Raw genomic sequence first — 25,040 nt, 5'->3', positions numbered from 1 at the left:
GAAAAAAGCTCCTCGTTGCTTTGAACTGCACGAGGAGCTTTTTTCTATTTCAGTTAAACAGGCGGCCAAGTTCGAATCCAAGCGCGACCAGTATAATGCCACCTAGAAGGCTAAGGGTTATGTAACGGAATGCAACCCCGTTTTGCTGTGTGCCACGGAGTCCTATGATATCAAACTGAAACGTAGAAAACGTCGTAAACGACCCAAGAAACCCGACACCCGCAAACAGAAGCTGCGGTAGGCTTGCTTCTATGCCATACAAAAGCCCAAGTAAAAACGAGCCAAGCAAATTTACTACTAATGTTCCATACGGCATCGGAGAGGAAACGACCCGGCTTATAAAGGAGGTAACCGCAAAGCGGCTGATTGCCCCGAGGCCCCCACCTGTTGCTACCCAGACGATCTCCATGCTCATCCCTGCCTTTCCTGCTTGGTTTCTTGTGGACGTGCCGCAAGTCGGATGCCCAACACAGCTGCCACGTAGCCACCGAGTAGACTGATGATCACATAGCCCGCCGCAGAAGCGATCTGTCCGTGTTGTATCAGATGCAGCGTTTCATAGCTAAATGTCGAAAACGTTGTAAACGATCCGACAAATCCTGTTCCTATGGCAGTTCGCACGTATGGATGTACAGGGAAGCGCTGAGCTGTCCATGTATAAAAGAAGGCAAGCAGAAACGAACCTGTAAGATTAATGAGAAGAGTCGGAAATGGAAAACCAGTGCCGACACCCTGTATCCACATTCCAAGCAGATAGCGTAAGAGAGCTCCTGCTACTCCGGCGATTCCTACCCATATGTATAGCATCCTTACTCCTCCTCACGTTGTTTCATTGTATCATCTGGCCTGCTCTGTCGTCAGTAACATATATACGAAAAACCGCCGCATTCCTTCGTTATGCACAGGAGGAATGCGGCGGTTTTTACATTTAAGTGGTTCGTTTTTTTAACAGCCAGATTACGCCCGCTAGTACGAGGATGCCGATTCCGCCTAGCACAAGTGGAAGGAAGGTAACTGCGCTGATTTTTTGCTGGGGCTGGAATGCATTCGGCGTAGAAGAGTGGCTTGTCTTCACGTGAAACGTAATTCCACCCTGATTATGATTGTCGTTTTTATCTATAATTGCCCACGTTATGACAATAATGCCATTTGGCAGCGGAGCAGCTGTGCGTCCGGTCATTTCTTTGCCATTCACTTTCAGATCCTGCACGTTAATTCGATTGCCGGTATCATCCTGAATTCGGAAATAACTACCTTCTTTAATCTCCGATGTAAATGTCAGCCGAATGTCCTGTCGGTCCTGCTGAACCATACTGCCATTAGCAGGTTCTGATGTTTGCAGCTCGGTAAGCGCAAAAGCAGGGAGCGGTCTGGCTAACAGGAAAATGGTCATGAGTAGAACTGTGAAGTACCGCATATACAATCTCCTTTGTACGTTATCCTATGTAGTCATTTCTATATTGTATCACGATGGGAGGTATAGAGATAGTTTCTGCCTTTTTCATTTTGTTTTCAGGAAAACACGTTACGATAGGTCTCAGAGAAAAACAAATCTGAAAGGAAGAATAAAGGTATGGCAAAGCATACATTGACGAATGGGGGGAGATGAAATGATGGCAACTCTACTAGATTCGATTCAGTCCTTTTTCTCTGTCTGGCATACGGTACGGGGGGCCGGGCTGACTGCTCATCATGGCCAGCTCAGATTGGCGGAAGTACGTCAACCGGAAAATCTGGAGCTTGCTTCATATTACCGCGATTGCACTTTTCATCATTCGCCTGATGGTTTCGATACGTCCCCTTTCTTTTTCCCGCCCCGTGATAGACAATAGGAAGAAACCGCATGGAACGAAAGAAGGGTAAGAGATGTACGTACTTGTTGCAGAGGACGATCAGAAGCTGGGCAAACTGATCACGCATATGCTTAAAAAAGAAGCACACACCGTCGACTGGTTCGAGTCCGGCCACGATGTCGTAGAAAGTGTTCAGGCTTCTGCGTATGATGCGGTTATTCTTGACTGGATGATGCCGGGCGAGGATGGCGTCAGCATCTGCCGCCGCTTGCGGGAAGCCGGCTATGCGGGCGGGATTTTACTGTTAACTGCACGGGATGCACTCGATGACCGGGTGTGCGGGCTTGATGCCGGAGCGGACGACTATCTGGTAAAGCCGTTTGAATTTGCGGAACTTCTCGCCCGAGTTCGGGCGCTGGCCCGGCGCACGCGCACACCGCTGGTATCTGACACAATCGAGGCAGGCGATTTCGTTCTTCACTGCACGGAGCATACGTTAAGACAAAATGATACCGTTATTCAGCTTACGCCGCGTGAGTTTCAGTTGCTGGAGCTTTTGCTGCGTAACCGGGGACAGGTTGTACCGCGCGAAGTGATTCTTGAGCGTATATGGGGGTATGACGCAGACATTAGCAGTAATACGCTCGATGCATTTGTCCGCCTGCTCCGCAAAAAAATTGACACATCCGGTAGTCACATGTTGATTCAGAACGTACGCGGCATTGGCTATCGGCTTGAGGTATAACATGTTTACGAAAATCCGCAACCGTCTGACGCTGCTGTTCAGTATATGTATGATGCTATTTTTACTTTTGTTTATCGTCACTAGCTATTTTTTGCTGTCGTTAGCCGTGTATCAAGACAGTAAAACGATGGTGCAGAGTGTAATCGCACATGAATGGGAAGACCATCGGGGTGATATCAAACGTCCACCACTACATGAGCAAGCTGAAAAGGACACCGAGCACAATCAGCATGATGAAGCCTTTTATTACATTGTGGGCCGGAACGGACAAGTAATAGATGGGCATGAGTCATTTCCGGAGCTGCGTGCGGCCATTCTCGAACGCGTAAAAGGATGGAACCCACGCCCCGGGGAAACTCGAACGGAAATATTTTATATCCAAAATCACAAACCTGTGCGTCTGATGCTTGCCGGACAGATGTTTGATGAGAAAAAGTCGAATATCCAGACGATTTATGCGGGCATTGATATTACACAGCAGCATGACGCACTTGAACGTATTATGGTGATTCAGGTCGCGGCAGCTGTCGTTTTTCTTGTCTTATCATCGGTGCTTGCTTACTATATGGCAAACCGGGCCATGCGTCCCATTATGCGCTCATTTGCCCGGCAGCGTGAATTTGTTGCCGATGCATCTCATGAGTTGCGTACACCGCTCAGTGTGCTTCATTCCTCAATTGAAGTAGTCGAGTCGGAGGAAGAGGAGCGTCTGTCTGAGTTTTCCCGGCAGATTTTGCATGATGCGAAAGATGAGGTGCAGATGATGACCAGCCTTGTCGGTGATCTGCTTACACTCGCCCGGGCCGACTCGGGCGTGCTGGAAGTAAATCGGCAGTCTTTTGACCTGGTTGACCTATCACATCAGCTTGCTCGTACGTTCCAGCCTGTGCTGGCCCAGCGTAATCAATCTTTTACGCTGCATGTCCCGGAAACATTGCCTGTATATGCGGATGCAGAGCGCATTAAGCAGTTGCTCTACATTCTACTTGAGAATGCGGGCAAATACACACCGGATGGCGGATGCATTACGCTGGAAATCGGTATGGAACGGAAAGGGAAAGAAGAGCATATTCGGCTTGCGGTACAGGATACCGGCATTGGCATTCCCCCTGAGCAGCAAGCCCGCATTTTTGGCCGCTTTTACCGGATAGATAAAGGGCGCTCGCGGCAGATGGGCGGCACCGGACTCGGACTTGCGATTGCGGAGTGGATTGTACAGGCACATGGGGGGACCATTCACTTGCAAAGTACGGTGGGAGTCGGGAGTACGTTTACCGTGCTTTTGCCGACAACTATAGATAAAGCAAAACGAAACGAATTGTAATCATAATAGAAGCTGTCTCTATTCGTCACAGTACGAATGATGAGACAGCTCCTTGTTACGTTAAGATGGGTCCTGGAGAGTTTGGGACTCTGCTTCGACTGAAAGAATAGGGACTAATCCAATTGCGGCTATTGTCCAACTCTAGTATAGCTTTCGTATTTAACTTGTCCTAGGTTTTTAATAATAAACGGTATTCCCTATACCACCGGTTACTGAAATGACATCGCCAGTAATCGATGCTGACAAAGGTGAAGCTAGGAAGGTAACGACATAAGCAATTTCCTCCGCTGTAATCAGGCGACCGAGCGGATTTAGTTCTGCTACCTTGCGTAAAGCCTCCTCATTAGGGAATCGCTCTCTAATCGTTTCCGTGTCGGCAATCCCTGGATAAATAGCATTCACGTTAATTCCATGCTTCCCTAATTCTAATGATGCGGATTTTGTTAAATGGACAATAGATGCATTACGCGGACCGGAACTAAAATAATTGCCGCCTATCCTAGCAGCCAGACCACTTATATTAATGATCCGCCCCCAATTATTTTTTATCATATAAGGAGCAACCGCTCGCATACAACGAAAATAGCCCATATATTTTTCTTCAAAATCTTTCAAAATAAGCTCATCTTTAATGTGGTTAAAATCTTCGGGCTCTCCACCACCAACACGGGCTCCATTGTTGATCAGAATATCAATACTACCCATCGCTGCTGCTGATTTTTCAACTAAGTTTAGGATAGAGTCAGGATTCGAAGTATCTGCCACGATCGGATAGATATTTCTTTTTGTTTCTTGGGCTAATTCCTCTGCAGCGATCTTTAGCGAGGATTCGTTTCTAGAACAAATCGTACAATCTACACCTTCCAGAGCTAGCTGACGGGCAATAGCTTTACCAATCCCACGGCTTCCTCCTGTAATAAGTGCTTTTTTTCCAGATAACTTTAAGTCCATAGGTAAGCCTCCATTTTTGATTCAACACGTGATATGACCAAATTAGAAAGGTATTTTCAGGATTTTTTATGATTATTAACTTATTTATACATAATGATTATACTTGTGAATTATAGTTGGATCAATTTTGTGATTGTTTTTTTATTTGGGATTTGACAAGTGGTTCTATACCGAATACAATGTCCTATAACAAAAGCACACAAATTCGATGACGAGAACAAGTACGTTGTGAGTCTGTTCCCCAGAGAGCCGGTCGTTGCTGAAAGCCGGTGTTCAGTTCACAGCCGAATATCCTCTCCGAGAAGTCAAGCTGAATACGAGTAAGCTTGAACGGGTTTCTGCCGTTAAAAAGAACGCGTATGATTGTACGTTGCTGAGTGCTATTGATGAACGGTTTGTCATCGATAGAAGCCAGGGTGGTACCGCGGGTGAACCCGTCCCTAGTCATAGGGGCGGGTTTTTTGTGTGCTTTGGAATCCATATAAGGAGTGGTATCACATGGAAGAAGTTAATGTAAAAGAATTGGCTGTACGACGAGAACAGCGGATTCATGAGCGATGGAAGGAACAAAATACTTTTCAACAATCGATTCAAAATCGAGAAGGAAACCCATCTTTTGTATTTTATGAAGGGCCGCCAACGGCAAACGGACTTCCTCATGTCGGGCATGCACTAGGGCGTACCATTAAAGACGTAGTAGCACGATATAAAACGATGACAGGTCATCAAGTCATCCGCAAAGCCGGATGGGATACGCATGGATTACCTGTTGAGCTTGGTGTAGAAAAACAACTGGGTATCTCGGGTAAACATGAGATTGAGAAGTATGGAGTCGAGGCGTTTATTGCGAAATGCAAGGAGAGCGTATTTACGTATGAGAAGCAATGGCGTGACTTCACCGAGCAAATCGGGTATTGGGTAGATATGGATAGCCCATATATTACGTTGGATAATTCCTATATCGAAAGTGTATGGAACATCCTTGGAACCTTGCATGAGCGGGGCTTACTATATAAAGGGCACCGTGTATCACCGTATTGCCCGAGCTGCCAGACTTCCCTTAGCTCTCATGAAGTAGCGCAAGGATATAAAAATGTAAAAGACTTAACAGCTACTGCTAAATTTAAAGTGAAAGATCGCGAGAATGAGTATTTCTTAGGCTGGACGACAACACCATGGACGCTTCCGGCAAACGTAGCGTTAGCGGTTCATCCGGATATGGAATACGTACGAGTCAAAGAAGGAGACTGCATTTACATTGTTGCGAAAGCACGAACTGAACACGTTCTACAGCAGGAATATACGGTATTATCCGAGCACAAAGGAAAAGAACTAGCAGGTCTTTCTTATGTATCCCCATTTGACTTTGTAAATGTGGAAAAAGGGCACCAAGTGGTAACCGCTGATTATGTGACGGAGCAAAGCGGCACAGGCATCGTGCATATTGCGCCGGCATACGGAGAAGATGACTACAAAGTGATCCGCGAGAATGGCTTTTCTTTCGTAAATGTAGTGGATGGAAAGGGGCAGTATACGAGTGAGGTTCCTGTATTTCAGGGCCGATTTGTAAAAGACTGTGATGTCGATATCATTCGTTATTTAGCGGATAAAGGTTTGCTATATCATAAAGAAAAACACGAGCATAGCTACCCACATTGCTGGCGCTGTGATGCGCCATTGCTGTACTATGCAAATGAAAGCTGGTTCATTCAAACAACCGCTGTAAAAGAGCAATTCATCCAAAATAACGAAGGCGTAACATGGTATCCCGATCATATTAAGCATGGACGATTCGGAAACTTCCTGGAAAACATGGTCGACTGGAACATTAGTCGAAATAGATACTGGGGAACACCGCTTAATGTGTGGCAGTGCCAGGCGTGTGATCATCAATACGCCCCGAAAAGCATACAGGAGTTAAAAGAGCATGCGACTCATCTGGTCCCGGAGTCCATTGAATTGCACAAGCCATACGTCGATGAAGTCAAACTGTGCTGTACGAAGTGCGGTGCTGCGATGACGCGTACCCCGGAAGTGATTGACGTGTGGTTTGATAGCGGATCGATGCCGTTTGCGCAGTATCATTATCCATTTGCGAACAAAACGCAATTCGAAAAACAATTTCCGGCTGATGTTGTGATCGAAGGAATTGACCAGACACGCGGCTGGTTTTATAGTCTGCTGGCTGTATCCACGCTCTTTACCGGAAAAGCTCCGTATAAGCGCGTGCTATCGCTTGGTCATATTTTAGATGAGAACGGCCAGAAAATGTCCAAGAGTAAAGGAAATGCACTAGATCCCGTTGACTTAATCCAGAAGTTTGGCGCGGACGCCTTACGATGGGCGCTTCTGGCAGATAGCGCACCGTGGAATCCAAAGCGCTTTTCTGAGCGTGTTGTGCAGGAAGCAAAGTCTAAAGTCATTGATACATTCGTAAACGTATACGGATTTTATGTGTTATATGCGAATTTGGATGGGTATCAACCAAACCAGGAATATAAAGGAAAGCAGACAAAGCTGGATGAGTGGATTTTGTCCCGTTTACACAGCACGATCAAACGAGTCAGACAAAGCCTGGACGATTATCAATTCACGAATGCGGCACGTGAAATCGCGACATTCGTGGAGGAGCTGAGTAACTGGTATGTTCGTCGCTCACGGGATCGTTTCTGGTCGCAAGGGATGAGTGAGGAGAAAGCGGCTGCGTATGCAACGTTACACGAAGTAATCGTGAAAACAAGCCAGTTGTTAGCACCCCTTACGCCTTTTGTGGCCGAAGATATATATTCCAATCTTGAAGGCGGAAGTGTTCATCTAACTGACTATCCAGACTATAATGAAACAAAAATCAATAAGAAGCTTGAAGAAGAGATGAATGCGGTATTGCAGGTTGTAGAAGTAGGGCGCAGTATCCGAAACACCGCTTCCTTAAAAGTAAAGCAACCGTTAGCCAGTTTGTCGCTACTCGTACCTAACCATCAGGATATTCAATGGAACGCCTATCGCACTATTATTAAAGAAGAATTAAACGTAAAAGCATTCCATGTTACACAAAACGACGAGAACTTCGTGTCGTATAAGCTAAAATTGGATTTCAAAAAAGCCGGCCCGAAGTTTGGGAACAAGACCAATCAGGTACATCAGTGGTTACAAAGTGTAACGAATACAGAAGCGAAAGAGCTTGTGGAAAAAGGCAACGTACAGTGGCGAATGTCCGATGATACATCACTACTTATCACAGCAGAAGACGTACAGATTGAAAAGGTGCCCAATGAAGGATTTGCCATCGCATCAAACGGACCGTATACTGTTATCCTGGATACAACGTTAACAGAGGAGTTAATCCAGGAAGGAGTAGCTCGTGAATTACTTCGTGCGATTCAGGAGTATCGAAAGAAATTAAATTTACCGGTTAACTTACGAATTGATCTTGAGATGAGTATGGATGAGGAAATGAAGCAGATCGTAGTACGCTATGAAAGCCTGTTGCAAGAAAATCTACTTATGAATTCCTTGCAAGTATGTGATGAGTTAGCGACAGGGGAGCAACTAAAGGTAGGAAGCAAGCTTGTTACCGTTCGAATCGTAAATCATCCATGATCTAACATGATTTTATACGAAGAAATGAAGAAAAAAGCAGGAGCTGACAAACAATCAGACTCCTGCTTTTTCTTCGTATCCTTCCGGGACAAATGTAGACAGCGGCTCATTTTTAGCTGCGAGAGCCTGTTTTCGCGCCACTCCCATCAGCAATACAGCACCGACTGCACAGCAGGCAGCCGAGATCAAAAATGAAATCGTATATGAATGAGTGGCAGACACCACCCAGCCGGTACAAAGCGGGGAGAGAGCCTGACCGATACTGAAAAACAAGGTCAGAAATCCCATCCCAGTCGGTACAGCTCGCGGTGGCAAGAAGTCACCTGCACTTGCCATCATTAAGGTGGGAACGCCCCATAACGTAAGCGCATACAAAAATACTGACCCTGTTATCGTAATTGGATGAGGGAGAAGGAGAAGTAGGAGTAGCACACTTTGTATACTATATACCCAGGTCAAAACCCGCACTCGTCCAAACCGATCTGATAACGAACCACAGATGAATCCGCTTGCGATACTGGTGATTCCAGCAAGGGAGAACAGTCCGCCTGCCTGTGTCTTCGAATAATCAAGCCCTTCCATTAAATAATCGACAAGGAATGTTGTAAAGATCAGATAACTAAAGCCCCACAAAAAATAGCTAATTCCAAGCCCCATGAATACAGGATTACCAAGCAAAGATCGAAATCCAGATTCATTATTTTCGCGGTCACGTTCCTGCTTGTGTGGTTCTGTATGTACCCCATGATTCGCCCCGATTTTATCAAGCGCGAGCTCAGCAGGATTATTCCGCAAAAATAAGATACAGAACAGCCAGATTGTAGCCGAAAATCCGAAAAATAACAGTGTCGCTTCCCGCCAACCACTATCTGCCTGGTAGTAACTTACCATATACGGCACAAACATCCCGCTAAATACCATGCCGCCTCCGCCGCCGGCATTGGCAATGCCAAGCGCCATCCCTTTTTTGCCGTCTGCAAACCAGTTAAATAAAAGACCGAGTGCTGAAATATTCAGGATGCCAATCAAGACGCCCAATGTGAACACGAGCACAAACATCCAGACTAAGCTGGACATGTGTGAAAAAATAAATAGCACGGAGGAAAATACGAACAATCCGCATATAATCGTCCGACGATGCTGATACCGGCGAATAAACGATCCAGCCTGCAAAGAGCCGACAAGATAGCCCGAGAAAAGTGCAGTTGTTAAATAGCCAACCGAAGTGTAGGAAAGCTGCATATCGCTGCGGATAAATGGAATCATAATACCAAAAGAAAAGCGACCAAGTCCCATGCTTGCCAGAATTGTAAGCGTCATCATAATAAGCACAAGCCAGCCATAATGAACAGACAGCTTTCGGAACGGATTCAAAAGTGCCTACCCCCTAACCTAATTTTCTTATCAATATATAAAATATTATGACAATATATGATAGATTGCAAGGAAACCATATGCTTAAAAGCTTTACCGATACTGACAAACTCAAATCTAACAGTCAAAATATTTTATGTGGTAAACTAAGAGCGGAACAGAGTATTACCAGGAAGAAGGGACACTTATGGAATTTGTGATTATCACCGTTGGAGCTCTTGTTGTCACAACAATTATATTCCAAATTGTAAAACGCTTCTAAACGTTGTAGCGGAGCTGTCTCACACGTCGTATCATGACGATGGGGCAGCTCCGTTTTTCAATTTCGAATTATTTCTGTAGCTCCCCTTGAAAGTCAGGAAAGGTCAGTGTATAATCAAACCATAAAGTCAAAGAAAGTCAAAGTCAAATAAAACACATACTTTGAAGGAGGCAGACATATGCTTTGTCAAAATTGCAACCAAAAACAGGCGCACGTATTTGTTAGCATTCAACGTCAAAATCACACGCAAAAAGTGCATCTCTGCCGTGATTGCTATACAACACTTGTAAATAAAATGGGCATGCCAGCAGGAGCGGGATCGTTCCCGCATTTCTCTAGACTGGATGCATTTTTAAAAGAATTCCCGATGCCATCTGCTGAGGAAGGGATGTCAGCCGAACAGTCATCGGCGACCGTACCGCAACAGGGAGGCATTCTCGATAGCACAGGTCGCAACCTGAGCGAAGCGGCAAAAGCGGGACTGATTGATCCGGTGATTGGCCGAGACAATGAGATTGACCGCATTATTGAAATCCTAAACCGCCGTACGAAAAACAATCCAGTGTTACTTGGCGAACCAGGGGTCGGGAAAACCGCTATCGCTGAAGGTCTGGCCATCAAAATTGTCGAAGGACACGTTCCGACCAAACTTCGTAATAAAATCGTGTATACGCTCGATGTCGCTTCGCTTGTTGCAGGCACGGGCATCCGGGGCCAATTTGAAGAAAAAATGAAGCAGATTATTGCAGAATTACAGGCGCGTCAAAACGTCATTTTGTTTATCGATGAAATTCATTTGCTTGTCGGTGCCGGTTCAGCAGAAGGTTCAATGGATGCGGGCAACATTCTGAAACCGGCGCTTGCTCGGGGCAAACTGCAAGTGATCGGAGCAACGACACTAAAAGAATACCGCCAGATTGAAAAGGATGCAGCTTTAGAACGCCGCTTCCAGCCGGTCATAGTTAAAGAGCCGACTGCCAAGGAAGCCATCGAGATCCTGCAAGGTCTTCGTCCGAAATACGAAGCGTATCATGAAGTGACCTATTCGGATGATGTTATTCGCGCTTGTGTGGAACTATCGCATCGCTACATTCAGGACCGCTTCTTGCCGGATAAAGCGATTGACCTGCTTGATGAAGCTGGCTCCAAAGTGAACTTGCGCACAGCCGGACACGATACAGAAGCGCAGCATGTACGTTTACGCGAGATCGCACAGGAGAAGCAGGCGGCTACGGCTCAAGAAGAGTACGAACGCGCCGCTAGACTTCGCGATGAAGAAATGCGTATTCTCGAACAGCTTGATCGTCTTGAAGGTGAAGAAGTACGTGCCGATGTAACCGTAGAAGACATTCAAGACATTATTGAACGTAAAACGGGCATCCCGGTTAAAAAGTTACAGAGTGCTGAACAGACTAAAATGAAAAACTTAGGAGCACAGCTCGAAGCAAGAGTCATTGGCCAGCCAGCTGCCGTTACTCAGGTGACAAAAGCCATTCGCCGCAGCCGTACCGGATTGAAGCCGAAAAATCGGCCAATCGCTTCGTTCCTGTTTGTCGGCCCGACAGGCGTCGGCAAAACCGAACTTACCCGCGTGCTTGCCGAAGAACTACTTGGCACGAAAGAATCAATGATTCGCCTCGATATGAGCGAATACATGGAGAAGCATTCCGTTTCCAAACTGATCGGCTCACCTCCAGGCTATGTCGGACATGAAGAAGCGGGGCAATTGACTGAACGCGTGCGCCGCAATCCGTACAGCATCATTTTGCTTGACGAGATTGAAAAAGCGCATCCTGACGTGTTAAATTTGTTCCTACAAATTCTGGAGGATGGACGTCTGACCGATAGCCAGGGTCGTACCGTAAATTTTAAAGACACGGTTGTGATTGCTACAAGCAATGCTGGGGTGGCCGAGCGGAAAATTACGGTTGGATTTGATACTGACAGCACTGTGGAACCCGTGAATGTTACGGACTCACTTACCGCGTACTTTAAACCGGAGTTCTTAAACCGCTTTGATGCCGTTGTTTCCTTTAATCAACTAGAGAAACAGGATCTCCTGCAGATTGTGGATTTGATGCTCGCAGATAGCGTAAGTGAGCTGCATGAGCAGGGGATTACCGTCACGGTTGCAGAAGAAGTGAAGAAGCTGTTAGCAGATCGCGGCTATCATCCTGCATTCGGTGCTCGTCCACTGCGCCGGATCATCCAGCAGGAGATTGAAGACCGCATCGCGGATCTCCTCATCGAAGAAGAGGGCGTGAAAAACATTGAGATTATACTAGAAAATGATGAATGCAAAGCCTTGAAAAAATCGTAAATGAGAAGATACAGCATGGTTGGCGACCAATTAACACAGAAGAGGGGAACCGTACAAAGTGTATGGTTCCCCTCAAATCTTTATTTCGTATGCATCTTAAACTCTAGGAACAGCTCATTATAATGGGCGAGCATCCGCTTGCCAAGGTTTTCATATACTTCGAGCTTTTCCGTTACGTTCGTAGCTGGATAGAATCGTTCATCTCCCGCGATATCTTTTGGTAAGAAGGCTAATGCTTTTTCATTTGGTGTCGAATAGCCAACATACTTAGCGTTTTGTGCGGCATGCTTCGGATCAAGCATGAAGTTAATGAATTTATGAGCACCGTCAATGTTTTTGGCCGTTTTCGGAATGACCATGTTATCAAACCACAAGTTTGAGCCTTCCTCTGGCACAACGTAATCGAGCTTTTTATTCTGGCCCATAATTTCATGTGCGTCTCCGGACCACACAACACCGACAGCTGCTTCTTCGTTCGCAAGTAGCATCTTAATCTCATCTCCGACAATCGCTTTTACGTTCGGCATCAGAGTCGTCAGCTTCTGCTTCGCTTCCTGAAGATGTGCCTCATTCGTGTCATTTAAGGAGTAGTGCAGGCTATTTAGTCCCATGCCCATCACTTCACGCGCACCGTCTACAAGCAAAATCTGGTTGCGTAAATCCGGACTCCATAAGTCGTTCCACTTCGTAATCTTTTTACCCCCGAGCATCTTGGGATTGTATACAATCCCAACCGTTCCCCAGAAGTAGGGGACGGAGTATTCATTATTCTTATCGAACGATAAATTAAGGAAGCGCGGGTTAATATTTTTCAGATTCGGAATTTTAGTGTGATCGATCGGAAGGAGAAGCTTTTCTTCCTTCATCTTGCTGATCGTATATTCAGACGGAACGGCGATATCGAACGTCGTACCGCCCTGGGCGATTTTCGTGATCATCGCTTCATTTGAATCAAACGTCTGATAGATGACTTTAATCCCGGTTTCTTTCTCAAATTCTGTTATGAGTTCTGGATCGATATAATCGCCCCAGTTATACACCGTCAGCGTATTGGCCCCGGTGTAGCCCTGGGTTGAATTGAGGCGAGATGTTATAAACATCAGGGCAAATGCAACGGCAAACAAAAGGATAAACATACGTGTTAGCTGCTTCATGGACGTAATCCCGCTCCCTTCGCTCGACTGTTGCTCCGCTTAGTAATGAAGTAATAGCCGATGACCAGTACAATTGTAAACAGGAAAATAAGCGTGGACAGCGCGTTAATGTTAAGAGCGATGCCCTGGCGTGCCCGGGAATAAATCTCAACTGATAGCGTCGAGAATCCATTCCCGGTGACAAAGAATGTAACCGCAAAATCATCAAGTGAATACGTTAACGCCATAAAAAATCCAGCGAAAATTCCCGGTGTAATGAACGGAAGTACTACTTTGGTTAACACATCCCACTGGCTTGCACCAAGATCACGGGCTGCATCGATCAGTGTTGGACTCATATCCTGTAGCTTCGGCAGTACCATAATGACGACAATCGGCACGCTAAATGCAATATGTGAGAGCAATACGGACGTAAAGCCAAGCTTAATACCCGCAATTGTAAATAGAATGAGGAACGACGCACCAATAATAATATCCGGGCTTACAATAAGTACATTATTCAGAGAGAGAAGCAAGTTCTTTGTCTGATGCCGCCTGACATGATGAATGGCCAACGCTCCGGCTACCCCAAGTATCGTCGAGATTGCTGCGGAGAGAAGGGCGATCACAAGTGTATTCAGTACAATAATGAGCAATCGTGTATCGTGGAATACTTCCGTGTACCATTTCAGCGTAAAGTTTTCAAACTCATGCATCGACCCGCCGCTGTTAAACGAATAATATGTCAAATAAAAGATCGGTGCATACAAAATGACAAATACGATACATAAATACAAATTTGATAGATTTCGTTTTAGCTTCATCATCGACCCGCCCTCACTTCCGCTTTCCAGTTGCGATCATAATAATAACCATGGCAAGTATGAGAAACACTGCAATGGTTGCACCCATTCCCCAGTCTTGTGTTACCAGGAAGTGCTGCTCGATGGCGGTCCCGAGCGTAATGACCCGGTTGCCCGCAACAAGACGAGTAATCATAAAGAGCGACAGCGCCGGAATAAATACTGCCTGGCAGCCTGACTTTACACCGTCAAGCGTCAGTGGAAAAATCACCCGGCGAAACGTTGTCCAGGAAGATGCACCGAGATCGCGGGCCGCGTCTACAAACGATGGATTCAGCTTCTCCAGAGCATTAAAAATCGGTAGAATCATAAAAGGAATAAAAATATAGACCGACACAAATAAAAAACTAAAATCGGTAAACAAGATTTGTTTTTTGCCGATGCCAAGCACTTCTAAAAGTGCGTTCGCCGTTCCGTATGTACCGAAAATCCCGAGAAATGCGTATGTCTTAAGGAGCAAGTTAATCCATGTCGGTAAAATAATAAGCAGAAGCCACAGCTGCTTATGCTTCGTCTTCGTCAGGAAATATGCGGTCGGATAGGCAATCAGAAGCGAGAATGCCGTAATGAGAAACGCATACCAGAACGAGCTAAGTGTCATTTTTAAATAAACAGGTGTAAAAAACTTCTCGTAATTCTCCAGCGTAAAATGCCCCTCAATGTCAAAAAACGAATAGTAGAGGACAAGCAGAAGGGGAGCAATGACAAACAGCACGATCCACAGCAAATACGGAGCGAGATACACGTTGCGAATTCTATTTTGCATGATGAGCCTCATCGTACGATTCAAGACGTTTATCGAATTCTTCTTCTGTTTCCCCGAAACGCATAACGTGGATAGCTTCTGGATCGAAGTAGAGACCGATCGTATCACCGACAACGGCCTGACGGGTGGAGTGGACGAGCCATTCATTGCCGCCTTCATCGTAGCAACAAATCTCGTAGTGAACACCTCGGAACAGCTGGGAGTCGACACGCACTTGAAGCTTTCCGTTCTCACGCATTGTAATTTCTAAATCTTCCGGACGAATCACGATTTCAATCGGTTCATCCTGATTGAAGCCTTGATCCACACAGTCGAACTGCTGCCCACCGAATTGCACCCGGAAATCTGCAATCATTTTACCCGGAACAATATTCGATTCCCCAATAAAATCAGCGACAAAGCGGTTGATCGGCTCATCATAAATATCGGTTGGTGTACCGCTTTGCTGGATTTTCCCTTGGTTCAGCACAAAAATCTCATCCGACATCGCAAGGGCTTCTTCTTGATCGTGTGTAACAAAAATAAACGTAATGCCAAGGCGCTGCTGTAACTCGCGCAGCTCATATTGCATCTCGGTGCGCAGCTTCAAGTCGAGTGCAGACAGTGGCTCATCAAGCAGAATAACTTCCGGTTCGTTTACAATCGCCCGGGCAATCGCAACCCGCTGCCGCTGCCCACCGGACATTTCGCTAATTTCCCGTTTTTCATAGCCGTCCAGGTTAACGAAACGAAGCGCTTCTTTTACTTTCGCCTGAATCGCAGCTTCTTTCATCTTCTTAATGCGCAGACCGAACGCCACATTTTCAAAGACGTTTAGATGTGGGAAAAGAGCATAGTCCTGAAAGACGGTATTTACCTGGCGCTCATTGGCTGGAACGTGATTGATCACCGTGCCGTTAAAATAAATGTTTCCGTGTGATGGTTCGGTAAAACCAGCAATCAGTCGGAGAATCGTCGTTTTTCCGCAGCCGGAAGGGCCGAGGAGTGTGTAAAACTTCCCGCGCTCAATTTCAAAACTGACATTATCAAGCACCGGTGCGTCTTCATCATATTGCTTCGTAACATGTTCAAAGCGAATAATCGTATTCGTTGTGTTCATAGCTGTGACTCCTTATTCAAATTGTTTACATTCTCCTTTTTTACTTTGGATATTACACAAACCTATTCTGAAACTACATTGATTCTATCACATATATAAATGAATCCATTCAGCGAATTGCTGCCCATGCGCAAGAGAATGCGGCAACATCGGAAGAAATGAAAGCAACTTTTGATACGATTTCGTATACGTCCGATAAGTTGCTGCAGCTCATGCAGAAAACCGTATAATGATAACAAAAATCCACCTGCTTGGAAATGAGGCTGATACAGCCTGCACCATTTTTCCTAACAGGTGGATTTTTTATTGTCTACAGGCGGTGAAAGCCTTCTTCCTGCATATACTCTTTTGCTTCTTCATAGGACTCAAAAGAAGCTTCCAGATTCAATCCGGTGTATACATTCCACAGTTCGTTCTCATATATAAGCACAAGTGTGTGGTTATCTGGCCCTAGCCAGCGTTCTTCTTGTCCATCTCCCGTAGCGGATGATTTCCCATCCGAAGATAAGGAGTCAATGGATGAGTGAATCAAGGAGCGGAGGTCATCTGCTGAATAGTCCCGAATATTCGTTAAGCCTCGATCATCTGAGTCATAGCCAGGTAGATGCCCGGTGTAAACAAATCCATTTCCATTCGGATGCAGATGATATACGACGATTTTTTTGTCAAACGAGCTTTCCTCATAATGAAAATTCACTCGTCCGAGCGAGACGTTTTTCCGTTGTAATTCGGGGAATGATTCGATAACTGCGAGCTTTTCTTCAAATGGTAACATGGATATCTCCATTTCAGTTGGATTACTTGCGTTTTCCGATTATACCATACACCGTAAATCTGTTGCGAGAATTACATCAGTCTTCTACAATGATAAGCATGAGCGATATGAAACCTACTGCACTTATGATGAAATACTTATACTCTCTTATTCTTGAAGCGGGGGAGAAGCCGGATTTGTTAGCTCAGCTTTCGTACGAGGAAGCGTTCGAAAACATCAATCGGCTCAAACGACTCGTAACGAGACAGACGATTGATACAAGCGATCACAAAGAACTGGCCCAGATCGGCAATCAGCTTAGTCTTACCTACTATGGACGTCCATGCAAAATCCCGATTGAGTGGGATAAATCGTTGAAAAATGCGGCCGGTTATTTCATGTTTGATCCGCGAGCCCATAAACCGCTGCGTATTATTCAGAGTATGTGGCAGTACAACCAGTTTGGTGCCCGGCATGTGATTGGTACATTGAAACATGAGCTGGCTCATTATCATTTGTTTATCGAAGGTAAGCCGTTTCGGGATGAAGACGTTGCTTTTAAAGAAGAATGCAGGCGGATTGGTGCTCCTTTATACGCATTGGCGATGCAAGAAGGCTATGAAACGTACTGCTCGGCTTGTGGTACATTCACTGGGCTCGAAAAGAAAAACCGCAAGAAGCTTACGAGCCGTTGCTGCAAACAGGCACTTGATTTTGGCTCCTATGTGCTTATTTTTCCAGATGGGCTACGGGTGGAAGTGCAAAAATAGTTTGCAGAGGAGGAACATAAATTAGATGGAGAAATTCACATTTTTTTGGCGTTGTGAAAATGTATGCACGAAGAAGATGACTCCGATATTGGTTCGGGGTCATCTTTTTTATGTATATTGGTAATTTTTTTAAGGATAAATTAACCATAAATTAACCATTGACATCCTTTTTAACACAGTCTAATATGAAGTTAACTTCATGTGAAATAAACTTCATACGGAACAAACCTCACATGGTGCTATATTGGGGGTGATTTATTTGAAAAATAGATTGACAGAGCTTTATTTAGTCTCATTAGCCATTCTTACAATGGGGATTTTTGAAAGTACTACAGAGGGATTTTATTCTGGTGTCATAAAGTTATCCGTAGGAGCAATATTTTTAGTTTTCGCGATAACTTCCCATGTTAAATACAATATCAATCGCAAGCAGTTAGAAAGAGAGCTGTCAAAAGAGTATGATGAAAGAGATGACGTAATAGAAGGAAAAGCTGCGCACGTTACCTTGAAAATTTTAATGATCGCGATTTTCCTTATGATGTTTCTTTCAAAGTGGATTGCAATTCCAACAAACACTGCTTTATTTATCATGCTACTATTTTCCTCAATGATCAGCGTATTAGCTAAGAAATACTATAATCACGTTCTTTAATTAGGAGCGGGCTATGAAAAATAGAATAAAAGAGCTACGTTTAAAACTTGGTATCACACAACAAGAACTAGCTGATAAAGTATGTGTATCTTCAAGAACCATTATTTCTTTAGAAAAACAGCAGTATAATCCATCTGTTTTACTCGCATATAGAATATCTTCAGTTTTTAACTTATCAATTGAAGAGGTTTTTATATTTGAGCAAGATGATTAATTCAACATAGAACTACTAGACGGAGGTAAAGACATGGCTTTAAAATTATTTATTATACTTTTTGGAGTGGTCTTAGTATTATGGGGTATCTATAGAATGAAAACGGATGATGCACTCGTAGGAAAGACACAAACAAGAAAAAATATTTTTAATTTATTCCTGCTTGGGGAGGCTTCTGGACTAGGGCAATTATTGGGTGGTATCCTGTGTATAATTTTAGGGATTGTATCCTTTATAATTAAATAATGCGCAAATGATATAAGCAAAAGCCGATTCTTCCTTAGCGTAGGAAAAATCGGCTTTTGCTTATATCATTATAGTCTCAATAATAAATTTGCAAATAACGCTGCCCGTTTTGGCAGGGAATCAATAAGGATGTGCTCATGTTCCGCATGAAGTCCTTTGCCTTCAGCACCAAGCCCATCTAACGTAGGGATGCCCAGTGCAGCGGTGAAATTTCCGTCGCTTCCCCCGCCAACAGAAGCTTCTTCTAATTGGAAACCAAGTTCAGAAGCGACGGAACGAGCTTTCAGGAAAATTTCCTCTGTTTCTGCTCTGTAATGAAAGTTCTATCGAAAAAACACTTGTTAGAAATGATCTTGGTGTTCGCCACTCTCTGCATTGGTCATTTAACTTTAAAATTTGCGTTGCCATTCGGTTCGAACGCGCGACAACTTCTGCATTCTTCTTGATTGTCGATGCCGCGACCTGAACACTCGCTATCCCCTTCGAGTTCGTCTGGCGTGCGTTGATTCATTGTCTGATAAAATGCTGGTTCATAAGTGATTGTCACAGGCATTTTAAATAAGTTACAGTAGGCTCTTGTTACACGCATAGTTTTATTCCCTTCCTATTCCTGTAATTCTATAGACAGGAAGGGAGTACCTTTCTATGCTTTTTCAGGCATCCGCTTACTCGGTTATTTGAAAAAGTATGGAAATGATAATTGTAATATAAGTGATATAATGTAAAATAAAGGGATGAGAAGGGGCGGAATGAAAAAATACATGCTCTTATTTAGCTTAGTATGTATGTCGTTTTTTACCGGCTGCGATCAAAAAGAAATTATACATACACAAGGACCAGAAAAACAAGTTACAACTAGTGAAGCTACACTGCACAAAGTAGACTCAATGTCAGAAGACAGTAGCTCAAATGGCAGGAAAACCGTATCTAACATTACACAAGATAATTATATTTCTGCATCACAAGCAGTCGGCGGCATAGGTAGTGTTGAATATTCACATTACGGTAACTTTAAATATGATGGACGAGCTTATATTAAAAATGTAGGAAATAGAGAGTTTACGTATAAAACCTATACCGCATCTGGAAAATTGGTTCATGAAGAAGATTTGCAACCAGGTAAAAATGCTACACTTCATTTTTTACAATCAGAATTAGGACGAGATTTATGTGACGGTAACGGTAAAGTTACAATTGCAACCTCAGATGGTGGTACTGCTAAAGCGTATTTCAGATATATCGTTTTGGGTACGACAAAAAACTAACTATGGCATAGGAGGGGAGCGGTTGTTTAAAGAGCTAAAACAATGGTATTCAAAGAGACAAGAAAGAGCGAGAAAGACTACACTGGCTAGTCTAATGGAGCCGCTGATAGGTATACCAGTAACGCTACTATTTATAAAATTTCTTCAAAGTCGTTATGGTTATGGGCAGGTCGAATGGAAGATTATTTTTATTATGGTCTTTTTCATTTTTAATGCCATCATAAGCGAGCTTGCCTTGCGTTTTTCAGGAAGACTCGGTCTAAAGATAATTAAACAACCATATTACTTTTTAGCAACTATTTCCATACTTCTTACATGGTTGTATATATTTGGCGTCTTTGATTAGGGAAATGGATAGGAGGCGGTGAAGTGATCCACACAATAAAAAAGTGGCGTAAAACTACCAAAGAGAAAGATGAGATTAGGAAGGACACTCTCGGTCGATTACTCCATACCTGTATTTTCCTTCCTCTAGTTATGACTTTAACCAAGTTAATTACTCATAATTACGAATGGACGGTATTTTTTCTTTTCCTGGTTATTATCATTTTCTTGGGCTACAAGACAGAAGATGCTGTTTTTTGGATTCTAGGTAAATATAGCTTCAAAATTGTAAAGTCGCCATACAACTATATTATTTCGCTAACCGTCGTATTTAGTTATATGTACTTCGTATTGAATACGTTCCCATGAATTTTCATATAAAGTACTTCCTGCAATTATTTTTAAATTTCATTTGTATTTTGATATAAATCAAAAATATAATGTATAATAAACGAAAAGAAACTTCTTCATTTCCGAAGTAATTAAGTCATCAAATTTGTGTAAACTAAAAAAGACCGCCTGGTGCTGGTAACACCAAAGCGGTCATGTACAATAGACCTTCCCTCTAAATGGGCGGCTCAATATGGATTAGTTACAGAAAATAGACTCCCTGTTGTTCTCCCAAACACTCAAGGGTGTCTATTTTTCTTTATTCATGACAGTAATAGCCGTAAATACTGCAATGAAGATCGTAGCGACAAGCATGCCACCACCAATCATCAAAGATAATGCTTCATATACTGTCATGGGCCTCACCCCCTTTCATTAGGGGATGAGCCAACACCCTTGAGAGAGCCGTATCTATGTACAATGACAAGATTATACCATATTCGACACTCTCTTAATGGGAGTGTTTTTTGGCTCTACACCAAAACATATTCTTGACAAGACAATGAAGATTATGCTGTTCATATTGCATGCCTTGAAGACTTGGATTCATTGAGAAAAACCGCTGGTGCATCATCTTCAAAATGTCATTATTTCCTATTAACATGTGTCAAGAACAGACTTTGGTGTAGAGCCAAAACTAATATTGAATATAATTAAAAATAAGATTGAAAAACGGAGGAAATATACAATGTTCAAGAGTGGCAATGTAAGTGTCATGGTAGCAGATTTTAAAAAAGCAGTACAATTTTACGTCGAAACCCTTGGATTAAAGCTGACACACCAAGTGGAAGGGCATTTGGCGGTGGTCGAAGCACCGGGATTGACAATTTCGCTACTATATCCTGCCGGAGAACAAAGTTCACAACAGGGGAAATCAGGGAGCATGTCTATTGGATTTGAAGTACAAAAATTAGAGTTAGCAATCGAGATACTGAAATCCCGTGGTGTTGAATTTCAACATTTTATGGAAGAAAATACAGCCCGACTCGCACACTTCAGTGACCCTGATGGTAATCCTCTTTACTTGATTGAGCTTAAGTAATTGTACGTTTTATATAAGTAACGGGTATCGTTAGTGCAATAAGACGCTGACATGGAGAAGGCCGGAATTCCTTGTAAAATGGAATCCGGCTTTTCATTTCTTCCTTAACGTACGATTTTTTCGTTTCGTGACCCCTAACATTACCGGCCTTTTAGAATTTTATCCTTTTAGCTTGATGGGCATATGGCGATACCTCATCTAGTTAAGTAACTATAGTTTTAAAATACTGCGTATAAAAACCTATCAAACACCAAAAAAATCACTATCATCAACAAAATAAAAAAACCGAGAGCGCTAACCCGCCCATCTCGGTTTTATAACCACTAATCGTTATCAGTCTCTACAAATTCTTTAAGAGCAGACATCTTGTCATCCCAATATTGTTCAAAAAAAGAAAGCCATTGTTTTAGTTCGACAAGGGGTTCTGGCTGAAGTCTATACCGAGTTTCCCGTCCAACCTTCTGACTACTGACAAGACCTGCATCGGAAAGAACATGCAAATGCTTATTAACAGCAGTACGAGTTATCGGGAAGTATTCCGTAATTGCAGTAATCGGCATTTCCTTGTCAACGAGCAATTTTAACAGCTTTCTACGAGTAGGGTCAGCGATTGCTTGAAATACATCGTGCTTGGACGGAGATGCAAGCAATTTAAGCCTCGATATATGCGGGAAGATTCTCTTTGACGATTTTTTCCCATCCGCCATCCATAATGCCACGAACAACCGAGTGAGGTTGTCCAAACTCTGTGACTTTTTCCGCATCCCAGCCAGAATGGATCAGTGTGAACTCTGTTTTTCTATCTTCCAACTTTTTCAATTCAAAAGTAAGATGCCAATCTTTACCCCAATCAAAACCGACACGGTTCGGAGGGTCAAGCTCAGTTACTTTACACGGTGAATCACCAAAATGACCTGTTTGGAGTATGAAGTCATGTCCCAAAATAGGTTCAAAAGTGTTTGGCATCCACCATACGCCGTTCATCTTCCATTCATATTGAGAGCTTATAATGATCTCAATCAGATATCCTTTATCAACAAAGATGATGAATAGGAGAGGAAAACATGTTAGCATTTGCGGTTATTTTTATTAATGTGGCGTTAGTTTTGTATACAATCGGTGTGTGGAGTGAACGGAGAGCCGGACAGCTAAAAGGAAAACATCTTATCTTTTTCTGGGGTGGCTTAGTATTTGATACACTTGGTACAACATTTATGGAAAAGTTAAGCACCGCTCATTCTCTGAACTTGCATGCAGTGACCGGAATGACAGCCCTTGTCTTAATGCTGATTCACGCTTTGTGGGCTACAGTTGTTTACTTCACAAAAAACAAAGAACGAATCACTCGATTCCATGCCTTTAGCTTATCAGTCTGGGGTCTCTGGCTTGTTCCTTATCTCATCGGAGTAGGATTAAGCTTTGTGAAGAGCTACTAGTTACTTGATGTACGATAAACGGAAATTTAATGAATCAAAGGACGGCACATAGCCGTCCTTTGTTATTAGTGTAGAACTAGTCAAAAGACTGCTGTTCCTGACCCATTTTATCTGCGAAAAACAACTTCATCATTGGAGGGGTCACAATCGTTGTAATCAACACAACGACCACGAGAATCGAAAACAACTCCGTATTTAAAAGGTTTGCTTCCAGTCCGATCCCTGCGATAATTAATGCCACCTCACCGCGTGATACCATCGCGGACCCAATTCCCATTGAACTTCGCCAGTGAAAACCACCCAATCTGGCCCCAAGCGCTCCACCCAATAGCTTTGTCACAATCGCCAGTACACTTAACCCTACGATAAGTCCAATCTGATTCCCAAGGCCATTGAATTCCACTGCAATGCCAATCGACGTAAAAAACACAGGGACAAAAATCGAATAACTAATCGTCTCCACTTTCTCAAAAACTTCATGCTTGTAGTCTGTTACACTAATGGCAACCCCGGCAATGTAAGCTCCAATAATTGCGGCAACACCTGCATATTCCGCCATATAGGCAAACGTAAAGCAAATGATTAACCCTGCCGACACAACCGATTCCGTCACGCGCAGCGGAGCAAACTTCTTCAGCACCCACGGCACGATCTTCCAGCCTGCGAGAATCGCAATGGCAAAGAATGCGACCTTTTTGCCAATAATCATGCTCAGACTGACTTCGCCACCCGCCAGGCTCATCAGGAAAGCCAGCGCAATAATCACGACAATATCATCAATTACAGCTGCCCCGAGAATTGTCACCCCTTCTTTGGTATTCAATTTCCCCATTTCCTTCAGTGCTTGAACGGAAATGCTTACACTAGTAGCAGATAACAATAATCCAAGAAACAGAGCTTGTAAAGAAGAATAGTTCATAAATAACCCTGCAAGATAACCCGCCCCAAGTGGCAGCAGAATCCCTGCCATTCCAACATACGTCGATGCTTTGCCAGATCGCTTAAATTCCTCTACATCGGTTTCCAATCCAGCGATAAACATAAGTAAGATTACGCCGATCTGGCTTATCTCATGCAGTATTTCCGTATCGTGTATCCAGCCTAACACAGCGGGCCCTAACACAATTCCGATGACTAACTTCCCTAATACAGACGGTTGGCCAAGCCGTACACTTACATCTCCGGCGATTTTGGAAGCGATTAAAATAAGTGCTAATGTTAAAATAAGCATTCGTTTTCCACCTTTCAGTTATAGTTTGTGAAAGTAAGCTAAAAAAACACAAAAAAAGCCTGTGAAACACAGGCTCTAAAAAAGAATAGAACAATCCCGTGTTTGACAGGCTCCTCCGAGGTCCATGCATTAAATTATGTAATTATTTTATCATTTTTAACGAAATCGAGCAAGAATATAAAATACATCTTGATTTATTTCTTTATCAGTGTCTATACTATTCTTTATTAATCATATAGCATTCGGATGAACCATACAGGAGAAGATCAATTGATCTACCGATGGGGCAAGAAGCTGGTCGGACAGCTTTGAAACTCTCAGGTCTTGGATAACAAGTAGAACTGCATGGGGACGAATCTCTGGAGAGACTCCCTCCTGCCCCGCAAGTGGCGTGGAGGATACAGAGCACCGAAGGAGCAAATCTGCGCCATAGCAGATAATCTCTCAGGTAAAAGGACAGAGACAAGCGACAGGAAAAACCGATGC

At 43.7% G+C, this 25,040-nt stretch carries 29 protein-coding genes, 1 riboswitch and 1 other annotated feature; of the genes, 14 read left to right on the top strand and 15 right to left on the bottom strand.

From position 1 onward, the window contains the following. Window positions 1-49: 49 nt before the first annotated feature. From CB4_RS13780 to CB4_RS13770, 3 genes are all read right to left on the bottom strand, one after another. A complete protein-coding gene (locus CB4_RS13780) occupies window positions 50-415 on the bottom strand; it encodes a fluoride efflux transporter FluC (RefSeq protein ID WP_096466356.1) in 366 nt (121 codons plus the stop codon). Beyond that, window positions 412-807 (bottom strand): fluoride efflux transporter CrcB, encoded by a 396-nt coding sequence (gene crcB, locus CB4_RS13775; protein WP_096466355.1) that lies wholly within the window; start codon window positions 805-807, stop codon window positions 412-414. The genes CB4_RS13780 and crcB overlap by 4 nt, the downstream gene beginning before the upstream one ends. A gap of 121 nt (window positions 808-928) precedes the next feature. After that, window positions 929-1,417, bottom strand: coding sequence for a copper resistance CopC family protein (locus CB4_RS13770; protein ID WP_096466354.1), 489 nt, complete (start codon window positions 1,415-1,417; stop codon window positions 929-931). Between the two features lie 193 nt (window positions 1,418-1,610). Between CB4_RS13770 and CB4_RS13765 the strand changes: the two genes are divergently transcribed. Genes CB4_RS13765 through CB4_RS13755 form a run of 3 tightly spaced genes read left to right on the top strand, consistent with a single transcriptional unit; the run spans window position 1,611 to window position 3,862 of the window. After that, window positions 1,611-1,832, top strand: a complete 222-nt coding sequence (locus CB4_RS13765) for a hypothetical protein (protein ID WP_096466353.1) — start codon at window positions 1,611-1,613, stop codon at window positions 1,830-1,832. A 34-nt stretch (window positions 1,833-1,866) separates the two neighbouring features. Further along, window positions 1,867-2,538: a response regulator transcription factor gene (locus tag CB4_RS13760; protein ID WP_096466352.1), complete on the top strand. Its 672-nt coding sequence runs from the start codon at window positions 1,867-1,869 to the stop codon at window positions 2,536-2,538. A 1-nt stretch (window position 2,539) separates the two neighbouring features. Further along, complete coding sequence (locus CB4_RS13755; RefSeq protein WP_096466351.1) at window positions 2,540-3,862, top strand: sensor histidine kinase; 1,323 nt, start codon at window positions 2,540-2,542, stop codon at window positions 3,860-3,862. Window positions 3,863-4,039: 177 nt separating this feature from the next. Here CB4_RS13755 and CB4_RS13750 read toward each other — a convergent pair whose 3' ends face one another. Further along, window positions 4,040-4,813, bottom strand: a complete 774-nt coding sequence (locus tag CB4_RS13750) for an SDR family NAD(P)-dependent oxidoreductase (RefSeq protein ID WP_096466350.1) — start codon at window positions 4,811-4,813, stop codon at window positions 4,040-4,042. Window positions 4,814-5,012: 199 nt separating this feature from the next. Further along, window positions 5,013-5,258: a binding site (T-box leader), on the top strand. Window positions 5,259-5,311: 53 nt separating this feature from the next. On the opposite strand from CB4_RS13750, the gene ileS reads away from it, so the two are divergent. Continuing rightward, complete coding sequence (ileS, locus tag CB4_RS13740) at window positions 5,312-8,413, top strand: isoleucine--tRNA ligase (RefSeq protein WP_096466348.1); 3,102 nt, start codon at window positions 5,312-5,314, stop codon at window positions 8,411-8,413. Window positions 8,414-8,467: 54 nt separating this feature from the next. Here the strand turns inward: ileS and CB4_RS13735 are convergent, their stop codons facing one another. Beyond that, window positions 8,468-9,787 (bottom strand): MFS transporter, encoded by a 1,320-nt coding sequence (locus tag CB4_RS13735; RefSeq protein ID WP_096466347.1) that lies wholly within the window; start codon window positions 9,785-9,787, stop codon window positions 8,468-8,470. 440 nt (window positions 9,788-10,227) lie between these two features. On the opposite strand from CB4_RS13735, the gene CB4_RS13730 reads away from it, so the two are divergent. Next, a complete protein-coding gene (locus tag CB4_RS13730) occupies window positions 10,228-12,369 on the top strand; it encodes an ATP-dependent Clp protease ATP-binding subunit (RefSeq protein ID WP_096466346.1) in 2,142 nt (713 codons plus the stop codon). A gap of 80 nt (window positions 12,370-12,449) precedes the next feature. Here CB4_RS13730 and CB4_RS13725 read toward each other — a convergent pair whose 3' ends face one another. The 5 genes from CB4_RS13725 to CB4_RS13705 form a co-directional block, all read right to left on the bottom strand. Continuing rightward, complete coding sequence (locus CB4_RS13725) at window positions 12,450-13,523, bottom strand: ABC transporter substrate-binding protein (protein ID WP_096466345.1); 1,074 nt, start codon at window positions 13,521-13,523, stop codon at window positions 12,450-12,452. Then, window positions 13,520-14,326 carry an ABC transporter permease gene (locus CB4_RS13720; protein ID WP_096467748.1) on the bottom strand — a complete coding sequence of 269 codons (807 nt, stop codon included), beginning with the start codon at window positions 14,324-14,326 and terminating at the stop codon, window positions 13,520-13,522. Before CB4_RS13720 ends, CB4_RS13725 begins: the two co-directional genes overlap by 4 nt. Before the next feature lie 13 nt (window positions 14,327-14,339). Next, window positions 14,340-15,131 carry an ABC transporter permease gene (locus CB4_RS13715; protein WP_096466344.1) on the bottom strand — a complete coding sequence of 264 codons (792 nt, stop codon included), beginning with the start codon at window positions 15,129-15,131 and terminating at the stop codon, window positions 14,340-14,342. After that, entirely contained in the window at window positions 15,121-16,230 is a 1,110-nt protein-coding gene (locus CB4_RS13710) for an ABC transporter ATP-binding protein (protein WP_096466343.1), read from the bottom strand. Before CB4_RS13710 ends, CB4_RS13715 begins: the two co-directional genes overlap by 11 nt. 310 nt (window positions 16,231-16,540) lie before the next feature. Beyond that, a complete protein-coding gene (locus CB4_RS13705) occupies window positions 16,541-17,005 on the bottom strand; it encodes a hypothetical protein (RefSeq protein WP_096466342.1) in 465 nt (154 codons plus the stop codon). Here CB4_RS13705 and CB4_RS13700 point away from each other — a divergent pair. From CB4_RS13700 to CB4_RS13685, 4 genes are all read left to right on the top strand, one after another. Further along, complete coding sequence (locus CB4_RS13700) at window positions 16,996-17,754, top strand: SprT family zinc-dependent metalloprotease (protein ID WP_231956009.1); 759 nt, start codon at window positions 16,996-16,998, stop codon at window positions 17,752-17,754. The genes CB4_RS13705 and CB4_RS13700 overlap by 10 nt on opposite strands. Before the next feature lie 259 nt (window positions 17,755-18,013). Then, complete coding sequence (locus CB4_RS13695) at window positions 18,014-18,406, top strand: DUF2178 domain-containing protein (RefSeq protein WP_096466341.1); 393 nt, start codon at window positions 18,014-18,016, stop codon at window positions 18,404-18,406. A 13-nt stretch (window positions 18,407-18,419) separates the two neighbouring features. Continuing rightward, window positions 18,420-18,620 carry a helix-turn-helix transcriptional regulator gene (locus tag CB4_RS13690; RefSeq protein WP_096466340.1) on the top strand — a complete coding sequence of 67 codons (201 nt, stop codon included), beginning with the start codon at window positions 18,420-18,422 and terminating at the stop codon, window positions 18,618-18,620. Between the two features lie 33 nt (window positions 18,621-18,653). Next, complete coding sequence (locus CB4_RS13685; RefSeq protein WP_096466339.1) at window positions 18,654-18,866, top strand: hypothetical protein; 213 nt, start codon at window positions 18,654-18,656, stop codon at window positions 18,864-18,866. A 68-nt stretch (window positions 18,867-18,934) separates the two neighbouring features. On the opposite strand, the gene CB4_RS13680 is transcribed toward CB4_RS13685, so the two are convergent. Further along, window positions 18,935-19,153 (bottom strand): M20/M25/M40 family metallo-hydrolase, encoded by a 219-nt coding sequence (locus CB4_RS13680; protein ID WP_456297874.1) that lies wholly within the window; start codon window positions 19,151-19,153, stop codon window positions 18,935-18,937. 462 nt (window positions 19,154-19,615) lie between these two features. On the opposite strand from CB4_RS13680, the gene CB4_RS13670 reads away from it, so the two are divergent. From CB4_RS13670 to CB4_RS21595, 3 genes are all read left to right on the top strand, one after another. Then, the gene (locus tag CB4_RS13670) at window positions 19,616-20,131 is read left to right on the top strand and encodes a hypothetical protein (protein ID WP_096466337.1); all 516 of its coding nucleotides are present in this window, start codon (window positions 19,616-19,618) and stop codon (window positions 20,129-20,131) included. Window positions 20,132-20,153: 22 nt separating this feature from the next. Next, on the top strand, window positions 20,154-20,477 hold the full coding sequence (locus CB4_RS13665) for a hypothetical protein (protein WP_096466336.1): 324 nt from the start codon (window positions 20,154-20,156) through the stop codon (window positions 20,475-20,477). 131 nt (window positions 20,478-20,608) lie between these two features. After that, entirely contained in the window at window positions 20,609-20,824 is a 216-nt protein-coding gene (locus CB4_RS21595) for a hypothetical protein (RefSeq protein WP_231956008.1), read from the top strand. A 270-nt stretch (window positions 20,825-21,094) separates the two neighbouring features. Here the strand turns inward: CB4_RS21595 and CB4_RS21590 are convergent, their stop codons facing one another. Beyond that, window positions 21,095-21,202 carry a putative holin-like toxin gene (locus CB4_RS21590; RefSeq protein WP_220033130.1) on the bottom strand — a complete coding sequence of 36 codons (108 nt, stop codon included), beginning with the start codon at window positions 21,200-21,202 and terminating at the stop codon, window positions 21,095-21,097. Between the two features lie 247 nt (window positions 21,203-21,449). Here CB4_RS21590 and CB4_RS13655 point away from each other — a divergent pair, with 247 nt between their 5' ends. Beyond that, window positions 21,450-21,887 carry a VOC family protein gene (locus CB4_RS13655; protein ID WP_231956007.1) on the top strand — a complete coding sequence of 146 codons (438 nt, stop codon included), beginning with the start codon at window positions 21,450-21,452 and terminating at the stop codon, window positions 21,885-21,887. A 323-nt stretch (window positions 21,888-22,210) separates the two neighbouring features. Here CB4_RS13655 and CB4_RS13650 read toward each other — a convergent pair whose 3' ends face one another. Beyond that, window positions 22,211-22,594: an ArsR/SmtB family transcription factor gene (locus CB4_RS13650; RefSeq protein WP_096466333.1), complete on the bottom strand. Its 384-nt coding sequence runs from the start codon at window positions 22,592-22,594 to the stop codon at window positions 22,211-22,213. Continuing rightward, window positions 22,539-22,871, bottom strand: coding sequence for an SRPBCC family protein (locus CB4_RS13645; RefSeq protein ID WP_096466332.1), 333 nt, complete (start codon window positions 22,869-22,871; stop codon window positions 22,539-22,541). The genes CB4_RS13650 and CB4_RS13645 overlap by 56 nt, the downstream gene beginning before the upstream one ends. Before the next feature lie 80 nt (window positions 22,872-22,951). Between CB4_RS13645 and CB4_RS13640 the strand changes: the two genes are divergently transcribed. After that, on the top strand, window positions 22,952-23,323 hold the full coding sequence (locus CB4_RS13640; protein ID WP_096466331.1) for an HsmA family protein: 372 nt from the start codon (window positions 22,952-22,954) through the stop codon (window positions 23,321-23,323). 76 nt (window positions 23,324-23,399) lie between these two features. Here the strand turns inward: CB4_RS13640 and CB4_RS13635 are convergent, their stop codons facing one another. Then, window positions 23,400-24,554 (bottom strand): cation:proton antiporter, encoded by a 1,155-nt coding sequence (locus tag CB4_RS13635; RefSeq protein WP_096466330.1) that lies wholly within the window; start codon window positions 24,552-24,554, stop codon window positions 23,400-23,402. Between the two features lie 349 nt (window positions 24,555-24,903). Beyond that, window positions 24,904-25,024, top strand: a riboswitch (glycine riboswitch). Window positions 25,025-25,040: the final 16 nt, after the last annotated feature.

This window comes from Aneurinibacillus soli (assembly GCF_002355375.1).
In the GTDB taxonomy this organism is placed as follows: domain Bacteria; phylum Bacillota; class Bacilli; order Aneurinibacillales; family Aneurinibacillaceae; genus Aneurinibacillus; species Aneurinibacillus soli.
This window is presented reverse-complemented; position numbering and strand designations above follow the sequence as displayed.

Coding starts and splice junctions, on each gene's coding strand:
- CB4_RS13755 (WP_096466351.1), top strand. CDS start 2,540: ATGTTTACGAAAATCCGCAACCGTCTGACGCTGCTGTTCAGTATATGT.
- CB4_RS13640 (WP_096466331.1), top strand. CDS start 22,952: ATGTTAGCATTTGCGGTTATTTTTATTAATGTGGCGTTAGTTTTGTAT.
- CB4_RS13685 (WP_096466339.1), top strand. CDS start 18,654: ATGGCTTTAAAATTATTTATTATACTTTTTGGAGTGGTCTTAGTATTA.
- CB4_RS13650 (WP_096466333.1), bottom strand. CDS start 22,594: ATGGCGGATGGGAAAAAATCGTCAAAGAGAATCTTCCCGCATATATCG.
- CB4_RS13705 (WP_096466342.1), bottom strand. CDS start 17,005: ATGTTACCATTTGAAGAAAAGCTCGCAGTTATCGAATCATTCCCCGAA.
- CB4_RS13770 (WP_096466354.1), bottom strand. CDS start 1,417: ATGCGGTACTTCACAGTTCTACTCATGACCATTTTCCTGTTAGCCAGA.
- crcB (WP_096466355.1), bottom strand. CDS start 807: ATGCTATACATATGGGTAGGAATCGCCGGAGTAGCAGGAGCTCTCTTA.
- CB4_RS13700 (WP_231956009.1), top strand. CDS start 16,996: ATGGTAACATGGATATCTCCATTTCAGTTGGATTACTTGCGTTTTCCG.
- CB4_RS13780 (WP_096466356.1), bottom strand. CDS start 415: ATGAGCATGGAGATCGTCTGGGTAGCAACAGGTGGGGGCCTCGGGGCA.
- CB4_RS13760 (WP_096466352.1), top strand. CDS start 1,867: ATGTACGTACTTGTTGCAGAGGACGATCAGAAGCTGGGCAAACTGATC.
- CB4_RS13750 (WP_096466350.1), bottom strand. CDS start 4,813: ATGGACTTAAAGTTATCTGGAAAAAAAGCACTTATTACAGGAGGAAGC.
- CB4_RS13710 (WP_096466343.1), bottom strand. CDS start 16,230: ATGAACACAACGAATACGATTATTCGCTTTGAACATGTTACGAAGCAA.
- CB4_RS13690 (WP_096466340.1), top strand. CDS start 18,420: ATGAAAAATAGAATAAAAGAGCTACGTTTAAAACTTGGTATCACACAA.
- ileS (WP_096466348.1), top strand. CDS start 5,312: ATGGAAGAAGTTAATGTAAAAGAATTGGCTGTACGACGAGAACAGCGG.
- CB4_RS13670 (WP_096466337.1), top strand. CDS start 19,616: ATGAAAAAATACATGCTCTTATTTAGCTTAGTATGTATGTCGTTTTTT.
- CB4_RS13645 (WP_096466332.1), bottom strand. CDS start 22,871: ATGAACGGCGTATGGTGGATGCCAAACACTTTTGAACCTATTTTGGGA.
- CB4_RS13715 (WP_096466344.1), bottom strand. CDS start 15,131: ATGCAAAATAGAATTCGCAACGTGTATCTCGCTCCGTATTTGCTGTGG.
- CB4_RS21595 (WP_231956008.1), top strand. CDS start 20,609: ATGACTTTAACCAAGTTAATTACTCATAATTACGAATGGACGGTATTT.
- CB4_RS13765 (WP_096466353.1), top strand. CDS start 1,611: ATGATGGCAACTCTACTAGATTCGATTCAGTCCTTTTTCTCTGTCTGG.
- CB4_RS13725 (WP_096466345.1), bottom strand. CDS start 13,523: ATGAAGCAGCTAACACGTATGTTTATCCTTTTGTTTGCCGTTGCATTT.
- CB4_RS21590 (WP_220033130.1), bottom strand. CDS start 21,202: ATGACAGTATATGAAGCATTATCTTTGATGATTGGTGGTGGCATGCTT.
- CB4_RS13635 (WP_096466330.1), bottom strand. CDS start 24,554: ATGCTTATTTTAACATTAGCACTTATTTTAATCGCTTCCAAAATCGCC.
- CB4_RS13720 (WP_096467748.1), bottom strand. CDS start 14,326: ATGAAGCTAAAACGAAATCTATCAAATTTGTATTTATGTATCGTATTT.
- CB4_RS13730 (WP_096466346.1), top strand. CDS start 10,228: ATGCTTTGTCAAAATTGCAACCAAAAACAGGCGCACGTATTTGTTAGC.